The organism is Myxococcota bacterium, from assembly GCA_039030075.1.
In the GTDB taxonomy this organism is placed as follows: Bacteria; Myxococcota_A; UBA9160; order UBA9160; family SMWR01; genus JAHEJV01.
The window spans coordinates 207,746-220,501 of the sequence record JBCCEW010000004.1 but is presented as its reverse complement, the minus strand read 5'-3'; the positions used below and the strand labels follow the sequence as shown (position 1 = coordinate 220,501).

Sequence of the window (12,756 nt, the reverse complement as noted above, 5' to 3'; positions counted from 1 at the left end):
TCCTGTTCAACGCCCTGAACACCGATCAATCCTCCATGTCTTCCTCCGAACTCCAAACCCTGGAGCCGGCCGCTCCGGACGAGGTTCCGGGCGCCGAGCAGCGTCGTGAGCGCCAGCGCAGTGAGACGCGCCGAGCGATTCTCGACGCCGTCGAGGCGCTGTTGATCGAGACCGGCAGCGACCAGTTCTCGATCCGCAGTCTGGGAGCCCGCTGTGGCTACTCGGCGCCGACCGTCTACCACTACTTCGGTGACAAGGACGGGTTGATCCGTGCGCTGCTCGAAGAGCGCATGACGGGTCTCGCCGACGAGCTCGACCGCGTCGAAGCCCACGAGGATCGCCTCGCCGAGCTCCACGCCATCGTGACCGCCTACGTGGCCTTCAGTGTGGAGCACTCGAGCTTCTCGCGCGTGATGTGGTCGATGTCGAGCAAGGGCGAGAGCCGCATGCCCCGCGCGATGGAGCGCGTGCGCGAGCGCTTCGAGCGTCCGATCGCGGCGCTCGTCGAGGACGGACGCGTCGGCGATCTCGACGCCGAGACGATCGGACAGATGCTCTGGGCCGTGATGCGCGGTCTCACCTCGCTGCAGGTGATCGAGCCCGACTACGAATGGGTCGCGGATCTCACCGAACGCACCCTCCACACCTTCTTCGCCGGCATGTCGGCGACCACCCCGCCCGCCCGCCAGGAGGCCACTCGGCCGTGAAGCGACTGCATCTGATTCTCTCTCTTGCGCTGGTCGTCTGGCTCGGCGCGGGCTGCGGTGACGAACAGGTCGTGGAGGAGGTGCTCGCGCCTTCGGTGTCCGCGGCACGGGTCCAATCCGTCGACCTCGAGGAAGAGATCCGCGCGAGCGGTGACCTCGAGGCGAAGCTCCACACCATGATCGCCGCCGAGATCGAGGGCCGGATCACCGGCATCTCCGTCGACGAAGGCGCGTTCGTCGAAGCCGGCTCCACCGTCATCGAAATCGATCCCGAGCGCCGCAAGCTCGAGCTGGCCGCCGACCGCGCGCATCTCTCCGAAGCCTGGGCTGGCTACCGCAAGGAGAAGAGTCAGGCGGGGCGCATTCGGAAGCTGCGCACCGAGAACATCTCCTCCGAGCAGGCACTCGAAGAGGCCGAGACGGCGCTCTCCCTGGCCCGCTCGAAGTACGCAGCTCGCCGCGCCGACATGGGTGTTGCCGAGCGCGCGCTCGCCGACGCGAGCGTGCGCGCGCCGTTCTCCGGCCATGTCGCGAAGCGTGCGGTGCAGCTCGGCGAGTTCGTGCAGAAGGGCGCGCCGCTCTTCGAACTGGTGGCGCTGGATCCGCTCGAGGTCGTCTTCCGGCTCACCGAGCTCGATACCGAGCGCGTGCGGGTGGGGCAGGTCGTCGACATCGAGGTCGGGGCCTTCGAGAATCGCCGCTTCCACGGTGTCGTGACCTTCATCTCTCCCACCGTCGACCCCGAGACGCGCACGCTGCGCATGAAGGCCGAGATCAAGAATGATGAGGGCACCCTGCGCCCGGGCCTCTTCGCACGGCTGAGCCTCGGCGTGAACCGGCGTGAAGGCGTGTTGATGGTCCCCGAAGAGGCGCTGGTGCAGCGCGCGAACGGCGCGATCCTGTATCGCATCGGGGACGACGATCGCGTGGAGCGCATCGTGGTCGAGACCGGCGCGATCCGCGATGGACGCGTCGAAGTGAAGGGCCCGATCGCCGTCGGCGATCGCATCGTGCGCGGGGGCCACGGCGGCCTGGTCGATGGCGCGCAGGTGGTCGTGCGCGAGAGTGCACAGGGGGCCCTGGCGGCGAAGAAAGAAATCGCCGACGGCGCCTAGTCGGCGGTTCCCCCATGAGCCTCTCCGACCTCTCGATCCAGCGCCCCGTGCTGACCTGGATGATGGCCCTCGCGATGGCCACGTTCGGGATCCTGGGCTTCACCCGACTCGGCGTCGACCGCTACCCCGAGATGGAGTTTCCCTTCGTCGGCGTGCGCGTCTCGATGGAAGGCGCGTCCCCGAGCGTGATGGAGGACGAGATCGTCGACGTCCTCGAAGAGGGATTCTCCAGCCTCGAGGGCCTGCGTCACATCTATTCCACCGCGACCCAGGGCGCGGCGACCGTGATCATGGAGTTCGAGCTCGATCACGACCTCGACGTCGCCGCCCAGGACGTGCGCGACAAACTCAACCTGAAGCTCGACGAGCTTCCGCGCGAGATCAACCCACCCAGCATGGGGAAGGCCGACTACTCGAACTTCCCGATCATCTGGGCGCCCGTCGCGATCGACATGCCGATCACCGAGGCCACCGAGTACCTCGAGCGGCACGTGAAGCCCGTGATCGAGAGCATTCCCGGAGCGGCCGGCGTCATGCTCTTCGGGGGAATCGAGCGGAACATCCGCATCTGGATCGATCCGGACGCCTTGCGTGCGCGGGGGCTGGCGGCCGGCGACGTGCTGCGCGCCCTGCGCCGCGAGCACGTCGAGCGCTCGGGCGGCTTCATCGAGGGCAGCTCGGTCGACTGGGCGCTGAAGACCGACGCCGAGTTCCGCTCGGTCGAGGAGCTCGCCGCGATGGTGATCTCCTGGGACGGCGACGCCCCGATCCGGCTGCGCGACGTCGCGCGCGTCGAGGATGGTCAGGAGGACGTCCGCGACGCCACCCACATGAATGGGAAGCCGGGGATCGCGATCGGCCTCTCGAAGCAGACCGACGCGAACACGGTCGCCATCGTCGATGAGTTCAACCGGCGGATGGACGAGCTGCGGCCGCTCATGCCCGACGGCATCCAGATCGCCGACGCCAACGGCAATATCGATCACTCCCGCTCGATCCGGGAAGCCTTCGAAGAGACGATGTTCGCCCTCCAGTTCGGCGGCCTGCTCGCCGTGTTCGTGGTGTTCATCTTCATGCGCCGCTCGCGCCCCACGATGATCGTGGCGCTGGCGATCCCGATGTCCCTGATCACCACCTTCGGGATGATCTGGGTCTTCGACTACACGCTCAACACGATGACCCTGCTCGGCCTCACGCTCGCGATCGGCGTGGTGATCGACGACGCCATCATCGTGCTCGAGAACATCGAGCGGCACCGGGAGGACGGGAAGTCCGCCCGCGAGGCCGCCCACGTCGGTACGCGTGAGATCACCCTCGCCGCGGCCGCGGCCACCTTCTCGGTGGCGGCGGTGTTCGTTCCCGTCGCCTTCGCGAGCGGGCAGATGGGTGCCTTCCTCTCCGAGTTCGGCGTCACGGTGTCGGTGGCGGTGATCATCTCGCTGTTCGTGGCGCTCTCGCTCACGCCGATGCTCGCCGCGCGCATGCCTCCCCCCAAGCCGCGGAAGCCCGACAGCATCTACGAGCGCCTCGAGCGCTGGTTCGAATCCCTCGAAGCGACCTACCGCGCGGTGCTCGACTGGTCCCTCGCCAATCGCCTGGCGACCTTCGGCATCGCCGTCGCGGCGATCGTCGTGGCGGTGTTCGCCGGCAGCCGGCTGCCCGGCGAGTTCATGCCCCAGGCCGACTCGGGTTTCATCGTCGTCCAGTTCAAGACGCCGCCCGGCACCTCGCTCGAGCGCACCGAAGCCATCATGCAGCGCAACGAGGACTGGTTCCTCGCCCAGCCCGAGGTGGCCGCCGTCTTCGGTCGCATCGGTTCGACCACGATGGGCGTCAACTCGCCCACCGAGGGCATGGTGAACTCCCAGCTCGTGCCCCACGACCAGCGCGATCGCAGCGCGGCCGAGATCATGGCCGCCGCCCGCATCGAGCTGTCCACCTATCCCGGCCAGGAGATCGCGATCTACGACCCGAGCGGAAACTCGAGTGATCGCGCCTTCGAGGTGGAGGTGGTCGGAAACGCTTCGCTCGAGGAGCTAGACGAGTACGCCACCGCGCTGGTGTCGCGGCTCCAGAGCGGTGGCGGCCTGGTCGACATCGAGAAGAGCCTGCGGCTCGGGCTGCCCGAAGCGCGTGTCGTTCCCGATCGCGAAAAGGCCGCGGCTCTGGGCGTCGATGCTTCGACCCTGGCCGAGGTCGTCCAGGCGATGATCGGTGGGCTGGACATCGCCGATTTCCGCGATGGCGAGCGCCGCCACGACATCCGACTGCGGATGGAGGAGAGCGAGCGCGACACCCTCGACGCGATCGGCGACCTCTGGGTGCGGGCCCGCAACGGAGACCTCGTGGATCTCCGGAACCTCGTGCGCATCGAGACCGGTGCGACGGCGTCGACGATCACGCGCACCGACCGCCTGCGCAGCGTCGAGATCTCGGCGGATCTCGAGGGGATCAGCCTCGGCGAGGCCGTGGCGCGCGCCCAGACGATCGCCGACGAGATCCTTCCGCAGGGGATCGCGCTGCGCCTGGCCGGCGACGCCGAGTCGATGCGCGAGACCTTCAGCGAATTCACGATGATGTTCGGCCTGGCGGTGCTGGTGATCTACATGGTGCTGGCGGCCCAGTTCGAGAGCCTCACCCAGCCCCTGATCGTGATGCTGGCCCTGCCGTTCTCGATGGTCGGTGCGCTGGGTGGCCTCTGGGTGATGGGGATGTCGATCAACCTCTTCAGTCTGATCGGCATCGTCTTGCTCCTGGGGCTCGTGACGAAGAACTCGATCCTGCTCGTGGACTACGCGAACCAGCTCCGCGACGACGGCATGGAGCCCGAGGCCGCGATGCGTCGCGCGGCGCCCGTCCGGATGCGCCCGGTCCTGATGACCGCGCTGTCGATGATCTTCGGCGTGCTCCCGGCCGCCTTCGGGATCGGGCCCGGCGCCGAGACGCGCGCCCCGATGGCCGTCGCGACCGCCGCCGGCATGTTCTCGTCGATGCTGCTGACCCTCTTGATCGTGCCGGTCTTCTACCTGGCGCTCGAGGACCTGAAGGTCTTCGTGCGCTCACCGCGCGAAGCCTGGGCGCGCTGGCGCCCGTCGGGTTCACCGAGCCCGTCGGCCTGAACCCGGACACAGACCCGGCCGACACGCGTCGGTTTCTTCCCGTTCCGGCCCACAGTCGCTCGTCGTCGAGCTAGCATGCCGAGTCGCGGCAGGTTTGCCGCAAGGAGGCTTGGCATGGCACTCGATCGGCGCGCGTTCCTGTGGTCCTTGGCGAGCAGCGGGCTCGTCGCCTGCGGTGGCGGTGGCGCCGCGCTGCGCTCGGTGCCGACGCGCGCCCTCGACGCCGACGCCCTCGGCCAGGCCGAGCTGATCCGCACGGGGGAGATCACGTCGGCCGAGCTCGTGATGGAGACGATCGCGCGGATCGAAACCCTCGACGCGCCGATCAACGCGGTGACCACGCGGTTCTTCGAGCGCGCTCTCGCCGAGTCGAAGGGCAGCCTCCCCGACGGCCCCTTCCGCGGCGTGCCCTTTCTCTTGAAGGATCTGAACGATCTCGCGGGCACGCGGAACACGATGGGTTCGCGGATGTTCGCGAAGCAGATCTCGAAGCAGAGCACGCTCCACACCGAGCGCACGGTCGAGGCCGGACTCGTGATCCTCGGCAAGACGAACACGCCCGAGTTCGGGCTGGTGGCGACCACCGAGCCCGCCTTGCTCGGCGTCTGCAAGAACCCCTGGAACCTCGACTATTCGGCCGGCGGTTCATCCGGTGGGGCCGCTGCCGCGGTGGCCGCGGGCATGATGCCGATGGCCCAGGCCTCGGACGGCGGGGGCTCGATTCGCGTGCCCGCGTCGTGCTGTGGGCTCTTCGGGTTGAAGCCGAGCCGTGGTCGCAACCCGCAGCGCGCCTCGAACAGGCCCGTGGACATCTCGGTGAAGCACGTCGTCAGCCGCACCGTGCGCGACAGCGCGGCCTTCCTCGCCGCAACCGAGCGCACCGACGCGAAGGCGCCGCTGCCTGCGGCGGGATTCGTCACCGCTCCCGAGAAGCGACGCCTGCGGATCGGCTATCACACGAAGACGGCCTACGGAACGGACGCCGACCCGCAGGTGGCCGCCTCGGTCGAGGAGACCGCGAAGCTCTGCGCGTCTCTCGGCCACGAGGTCAGCGAAGCGATGCCCGAGTATCAGGGCGAGGCGTTCCGCGAGCACTTCCTCGCGCTGTGGATGGCGCGCCCCTTCGCGCTGCGCCGCGAGATCGAGGCCCAGGGCGGCAACCCGAGCGAGCTGCTCGAACCGGTGACGCTCGGCATGGCCGACTTCTTCGCGAAGCTTCCCGAGGGCAGTCTCGAAAAGGCCATCGCGTTCCTGCACGGCTACGGCCCGGCGGTGAACGGTTTCTTCGACGACTACGACCTCGTACTCTCGCCCGTCCTGCGCACGCCGCCGATCCCGCTCGGCACCCAGGCCGGGACGCTCCCCTTCGAGGACGTCTTCGACCCGATGATCGAGTACGTCTCGTACACGCCCGTGTGGAATGCCGCGGGTAACCCGGCGATGTCGGTCCCACTCGGCATGTCCGCGAACGGCCTGCCGATCGGGAGCCAGTTCGCCGCCCGCCTCGGCGAGGAGTCGACCCTGCTGGCGCTCGCCTACCAGCTCGAGGCCGCGGCGCCCTGGGCCGGCCGTCTGCCCGGACCCCGCGACTAGTCCGGCGGCCGGGGCGTAAGCCCCTGGATTCGCTCGTATTCCCGCACCGCCCGGTTCTGCTTCTCCGATGAAGCGGCGAACGGCGAACTGCGTCGAAACGCCAATCGCGGAATGCGAGTTACCGAATGCGGCGCCGGCGCGACCTACGAATCGGAACGGGCCGCACGCAAAGGAAAGAGGACGGAAGATGTTCCGAGACGCACACGAACCCGACACCGCCGTCTGTCAGATCCTGGCAGAGCACCTCGGCGTTCCCCTCGAAGAGCTCGACTGGACCACCCGCCTCGACAGTGAACTCGGACTCGATCGCTTCGACACCCTCGAACTGCTCGACGCGCTCGAGGAAGCCTTCGGGATGTCGATTCCGGACACGGCGGCGAGCCTCTTCGAAACCGTCTTCGACGTGGTCCAGTACCTGCGTCAGCTCCGCGCGCGCGCCGCCTGAGTTTTCTGGAGCCCCCGCTCCTTCCTTCCCCCCAACAACCCACCAACCACACCCAAAGAACGCACCCTCCCCCCAAGGCACTCCGTCGTCGTCCCCCGGGCCAGGCCCCCGGAACCGGCGGCGGGGTGTGCCTTTGCTGCGGTCGCCCGCGAGACGGGCCGAGCCTTCAGGCTTCGGCCGAGTCGCCGAGTTCGACCAGCGGCGGCGGCGCACCCCAGCCGAAGCGTGTCGCGGCGCGGACGATGGCGCCGTGGACGACGGGCACCACCAGCAGGGTGAGCGCCGTCGAGAAGACGAGCCCGCCCACGACCGCAACGCCGATCGCCTGACGGCTCTCGGCGCCGGCGCTGCTCGCCAGCACCAGCGGCATGGCGCCGAGGATCGACGTCACGCTCGTCATCAGGATGGGCCGGAAGCGCGTCTTCCCCGCTTCGCGCAGGGCGTCGCCCAGCTCGAGTCCGCGGGCGCGGGCCTGGTTGGCGAAGTCGACCAGCAGGATCGCGTTCTTCGTCACCAGCCCGACCAGCAGGATGATGCCGATCTGGCTGTAGAGGTTGAGGGTGAACTGGGGGAGCAGGGGGCCGACCCCGATCCATGCGAGCTTCTCGTTCACCTCCCCCGGGAACCAGAGACAGAATAGAGCGCCGAAGGTCGCGAGCGGTACCGTCAGCATCACCGACAGCGGGTCGATGAAGCTCTCGAACTGGGCCGCCAAGACCAGGTAGATCACGAGGAGCGCGATCACGAAGGTCAGATAGATCTGGGCGCCCGACTCCACGAACTCGCGGGAGGCGTTGCGCAGGTCGACGGAGAAGCCGCGCGGCAGGTTCTCGCGCACGATCGCTTGCACTGCGGGCAAGACGTCGCCGAGCGCCGCGCCATCGGCGAGGTTGCCCGTGAAGGTGACCGACCGCTGCAGGTCGTAGTGGTTGAGCCAGGTGGGCGCCGAGCGGGGCACCGTGTCGATCAGGCCCGAGAGCGCGACCATCGCGCCGTCCTGGGTGCGGACGTGCACTTCGCCCAGGTGCTCGGGAACGCTGCGGAAGGGCGAGGCCAGGGCCGTCACCACGTCGTAGCTCTTGTTGCGCAGGATGAAGTCGTCGGCCGGGTTCTGCGAGACCAGCAGGCGCAGGCTCTCGGAGACGGCGCTGACGGGAACGCCGATGTCGGCGGCGCGCTCGCGGTCGAAGAGGATGTCGAGCTGTGGGTTCTCGAGGCGCAGGTCGCTGTCGGCGTTCACGAGGCCGGGGACCTCGTGCATCGCGGCCACCACCTGGTCCCGAAGCGCAGCGAACTCGTCGAGGCTGGCATTCGAGCTCTTCACCACCACCTCGACGTCGCTGTAGCTGCGCTGGGAGATCGAGGCCGGGCTGAAGGCGTAGACCAGAGCCTCCGGGATCCCGAAGAGTTGATTGCGGACCCGCTCCACGACGGCTTGCTGCTTCTCGGCGCGCTCGTCCCAGTGGGTCATGGTGGTGAAGACCATGCCGTTCGCCGTGTTGGCCCGGGCGCCGAAGCCCATGCCGATCGCCGCGAAGAAGGTGGAGATCTCGTCGGTCGAGAGCAGCACCTCTTCGAGCTGGGAGAGCGCGCGCCGCGTGTAGGCCGCCGTCGAGCCCTCGGGGGCGCGGATCTGGACGAACATCCGGCCGCGATCCTCGACGGGCAGGAAGGTCTGGCGGATGTCGCCGAAGACGAAGGCGACCCCGACGACCACGACGACCAGCGCAACGGCGATGCGCTTCGGATGGGCGAGGGCGGCATCCAGCCAACCGAGGTAGCGGCTGCGGGTGCTCTCGAGTCCGTGCTCGAACTTCTTCGCCAGTTCGTTCTCACCGCTGGCCACGTGCAGGAAGCGCGAGCAGAGCATGGGCACGAGCGTGAGCGCGACGAAGGTCGAGATCGTGACGGCGACCGCCATCGTGATCGCGAACTCGCGGAAGAGCCGGCCCGTGTTGCCGGTCATCAGCGAGAGCGGCAGCAGCACGGCGAGCACCGCGGCCGTGGTGGCGATCACCGGGAAGCCGACCTCGCGCGCGCCGCGCAGCGCCGCTTCGCGGGGTGACTCGCCGCGTTCCTGGCGCCGGTAGATGTTCTCCTGGACCACGATCGAATCGTCGACGAGCAGCCCGACCGAGAGCACCAGGGCCAACAGGGTCAGCACGTTGATCGAGAAGTCGAGCACGAGCAGGCCCGCCAGGGTGCCGACCAGCGCCACGGGGATCACCGCGGTGGTGATCGCCGTCGTCGTGGGCGAGCGCAGGAACACGAGGTTCACGATCACCACGATCGCGAAGGCGATCGCCAGGGTGATCGTCACTTCCTTCAGCGCCTCGCGAACGAACTTGGTGAAGTCGACGGCCACATCGACGTAGACGCCCTCGGGTAGCGTCGCGTTGATGTCGTCGAGCTTCTCGCGGACGGCCTGGGAGATCGCCAGCTCGTTCGAGCGCGACTGGCGGATGATGCCCACGCCCACGACGTCACGGCCGGTGTGGCGCGTGATGCTCTGGTAGTTCTCCGAGCCGAGCTCGACGTGGCCGACGTCTTCGATGCGGATGGGGAGATCGTCGTCCTCGCGGATCACGATCCGTCCGAACACCTCGGGGTCGGCGATGCGCGCGTCGGCGTTGATCGTGAACTTCCGCCCTTCGCTCTCGAGCTCGCCGGCGGGGAGCTGCAGATTGCTTTCTTGGATGGCGCGCCGGACGTCGAGGGCGTCGACGCCGCGCGCGGCCATACGGGCCGGATCGAGCCAGACGCGCATCGCGTAGCGGCGCTCGCCACTGATGATCGCCTGCGCGACGCCCGGCAGGAGCTGCAGCGGCGTGCGCACGTAGCGGTCGGCGAAGTCGGTCAGGTCGACGGGCGAGTACTCGGGCCCGATCACGTTGATGAACATGATCGGTCGCGCGTTCGCCGCCGACTTTCGCACTTCGGGACGCTTCGCGTCGTCGGGCAGCCGGTCCACGGCGCGCAACACCGCGTTCGAGACTTCCGTCGCCGCCAGGTCGATGTCGCGCCCCGCCTCGAACTCGATGTTGATCGAGCTGCCGCCGAAGGAGCTCTGGGAGTCGATGTTGCGGATGCCCTCGATCCCGTTGAGCACGCGCTCGAGGGGCTCGGTGATGGTGGCTTCGACGGTCTCGGGGCTCGCCCCGGAATAGACCGTGGTCACCGAGACCAGCGGCCGATCGACGTCGGGCAGCTCGCGGACGGGGAGGGTGAAGAAGGCGACGCTGCCCATCACGACGATGAGCAGGCTCATCACGGTGGCGAGCACCGGCCGCTCGATCGAGAGGTCGGACAGCCTCACGCCGGCGGGTCGCAGCGTCCTTCGGTGTCGACGTCGCCGAGAGCGAGGTTCGGGTTGTCGACGGGCTCGAAGGGTTCGGGCGCGGTCACGCTTCCGGGGCGCAGCTTCTGCCGCTGGTGGCCGGCGGCGATCACGCGCACGCCGGGCTCGAGGCCGCTGACGAGGTGCACACCGCGCGGGGAGAACTCGCCGAGGGTGACGGTCCGGCTCTCGACGCGGTTCTCGGCGTCGAGCACGTAGACGACGTGCTTCGTGCCCTGGCGGATGATCGCCTCCTGCGGGACCACGAGCGCGTCGGGGATCTTTCCGACGACCAACCGCAGGGACACGGCCATGCCCGGCAGCAGGTTCGAGCCGGCGTTCGGCACCGTGGCCTGCAGGCGTACGCTGCGGGTCGCGGGATCGACGCGCGGATCGATCGCTTCGACCACGCCCTCGAAGGTCGTGCCGCAGCTGCCGACGCGTCCGACCACGCGCTGACCGACCGCGACGTCGGCCGCGTAGCGCTGGGGGACGGCGAAGCGGAGCTCGAGCGGATCGACCTGGGTGAGCTCGACGATCTCGGTGCCGCCCTGCACGTACTGGCCGACGTTCACCATGCGGAGCCCGAGCACGCCAGCGAAGGGCGTGGCGATCGTCGTCTTCGCCAGCCGGGTGCGGGCTTCGGTGAAGCCGCCGTAGGCGGCGTCGAACTCGGAGCGCGCGTCGTCGTAGGCCTGCTCGGAACTGACGCTCTGGGCGCGCAGGTTCTCGAGCCGCTTCAGCCGGTCGCGGGCGTTCTTGAGGCGCGCGCGCGCGACGCTCAGGCTCGCGCGATCCTCGCCGTCGTCCAGGTAGGCGAGGATGTGGCCGGCCTCGACGCGCTGGCCTTCCGGGATCTCGAGCGAGGCGACCCGGCCCTCGACCTCGGAGGCGATCGTCGTCATCTCCGGGCTCTCGAAGGACCCCACCGAAGTCAGGGTGCGATCGAGGGCTTCGGGGTTCGCGGTGACCACCTGCACCCGCACCGGCGGACGCTCGCGGGGCGCATCGGTGCCCTGACCGCACGCGCCCAGGAGCATCGCCGAAGCCAGGGCGACGGCGATTCCAGGCCAGCGCTGGGCCCGAGGGATCGGTTGAAGGCGAAGACCGCGGGAGGACGCGGCCGGTCGGGGGTCCGGCATCGTCTCCAGTCTACCGGGCTCTCTCGACCTCCCAAACTATGGGAGCGGCAGGGATCGCAGCGGGCCCACTTCGATCGGTGGGGGAGTGCCTGGAGCGCGCTTCCGCGTGGGGCGAAACGCCGCGCCCATTCCGGGCTCGGCGGTCTGTGCCACCCAAGGACCGGGCGGTCTGCGTCATCCGGGGTGGGCCGTCCGGCGCTCATCGCGGAGGGCCTGGAAGGCGCTCTATTCTGGGCGCCCTTGGCGGACCCGCCGTCCGCCCATCCCACGGCGCCATGGGCGCCCACAGGAGCAGTTCATGGAATCGCGTCGGCTCGGAGCCCTGGAAGTCTCGGCCATCGGATTGGGAGTCATGGGGATGTCCGAGTTCTACGGAGCCCCCGATGAGACCGAGAATCGGGCGACCCTGGCGCGCGCCCTCGAGCTCGGCGTGACGTTCTGGGACACGGCCGACGCGTACGGCAGCGGACACAACGAAGAGCTGATCGGCAGCTTCATCCGAGAGCGGGGGGACCGGGACGGCCTCGTACTCGCCACGAAGTTCGGGTTCGTGCGCGAAGGCGGCCGAGCGGTCGGCATCTCCGGGAAGCCCGAGTACGTGCGCAGCGCCTGCGATGCGAGCCTGGCACGCCTCGGGTTCGATCACATCGACCTCTACTATCAGCACCGCATCGATCCGACCGTTCCGGTCGAAGACACGGTGGGCGCGATGTCCGAGCTCGTCGCCGCGGGGAAGGTGCGTCACCTGGGTCTCAGCGAAGTGTCGCCCGACACCCTGCGGCGGGCGCACGCGGTGCACCCGATCGCCGCGGTGCAGACCGAGTATTCGCTGTGGAGCCGCGACCCCGAGGCGCCCGGCGGGATCCTCGAGACCTGCCAGGAGCTCGGCGTCGGCTTCGTCCCCTACAGCCCGCTCGGGCGCGGCTTCCTGACCGGCGCGGTGAAGCGGCTCGAAGACCTGGGCGAGGACGACTTCCGCCACACGACGCCCCGCTTCGAGAAGGAGAACTTCGATCGCAACCTGGCGCTGGTCGACGCCGTCGAGTCGCTCGCACGCGAGAAGGGCTGCACGCCGGGCCAGCTGGCCCTGGCCTGGCTCCTCGATCGGGGTGACTTTCTATCGCCGATCCCCGGAACCAAGCGACGCAAGTACCTCGAAGAGAACGCGGGGGCGGCCGGCGTCACGCTCGGCGCCGCCGATCGTGAGCGCATCGACGCGATCGCGCCGCGCGGCGCGGCCGCCGGCGAGCGCTACAGCCCGATCGGCATGAGCCTCACCGACGCCTAGGGCGACGGGC

Annotated in this window: 8 protein-coding genes; 6 read left to right on the top strand and 2 right to left on the bottom strand. The window is 68.9% G+C overall.

Annotated features, from left to right (window positions below; translation table 11 throughout):
- Positions 1-35: 35 nt before the first annotated feature.
- The 5 genes from AAF430_06160 to AAF430_06140 all read left to right on the top strand — a co-directional run bounded on the left by AAF430_06160 (position 36) and on the right by AAF430_06140 (position 6,979).
- Complete coding sequence (locus AAF430_06160) at positions 36-707, top strand: TetR/AcrR family transcriptional regulator (GenBank protein MEM7409796.1); 672 nt, start codon at positions 36-38, stop codon at positions 705-707.
- A complete protein-coding gene (locus AAF430_06155; GenBank protein MEM7409795.1) occupies positions 704-1,822 on the top strand; it encodes an efflux RND transporter periplasmic adaptor subunit in 1,119 nt (372 codons plus the stop codon). The genes AAF430_06160 and AAF430_06155 overlap by 4 nt, the downstream gene beginning before the upstream one ends.
- Positions 1,823-1,836: 14 nt before the next feature.
- On the top strand, positions 1,837-4,941 hold the full coding sequence (locus AAF430_06150; protein ID MEM7409794.1) for an efflux RND transporter permease subunit: 3,105 nt from the start codon (positions 1,837-1,839) through the stop codon (positions 4,939-4,941).
- 114 nt (positions 4,942-5,055) lie between these two features.
- Positions 5,056-6,534: an amidase gene (locus AAF430_06145; GenBank protein ID MEM7409793.1), complete on the top strand. Its 1,479-nt coding sequence runs from the start codon at positions 5,056-5,058 to the stop codon at positions 6,532-6,534.
- Positions 6,535-6,721: 187 nt separating this feature from the next.
- Positions 6,722-6,979 carry an acyl carrier protein gene (locus AAF430_06140; GenBank protein MEM7409792.1) on the top strand — a complete coding sequence of 86 codons (258 nt, stop codon included), beginning with the start codon at positions 6,722-6,724 and terminating at the stop codon, positions 6,977-6,979.
- A gap of 166 nt (positions 6,980-7,145) precedes the next feature.
- Here the strand turns inward: AAF430_06140 and AAF430_06135 are convergent, their stop codons facing one another.
- Together AAF430_06135 and AAF430_06130 are read right to left on the bottom strand one after the other, a co-directional pair.
- Positions 7,146-10,295, bottom strand: coding sequence for an efflux RND transporter permease subunit (locus tag AAF430_06135; protein ID MEM7409791.1), 3,150 nt, complete (start codon positions 10,293-10,295; stop codon positions 7,146-7,148).
- Complete coding sequence (locus AAF430_06130; protein MEM7409790.1) at positions 10,292-11,458, bottom strand: efflux RND transporter periplasmic adaptor subunit; 1,167 nt, start codon at positions 11,456-11,458, stop codon at positions 10,292-10,294. The genes AAF430_06135 and AAF430_06130 overlap by 4 nt, the downstream gene beginning before the upstream one ends.
- A gap of 298 nt (positions 11,459-11,756) precedes the next feature.
- Between AAF430_06130 and AAF430_06125 the strand changes: the two genes are divergently transcribed.
- Positions 11,757-12,746: an aldo/keto reductase gene (locus tag AAF430_06125; protein ID MEM7409789.1), complete on the top strand. Its 990-nt coding sequence runs from the start codon at positions 11,757-11,759 to the stop codon at positions 12,744-12,746.
- Positions 12,747-12,756: the final 10 nt, after the last annotated feature.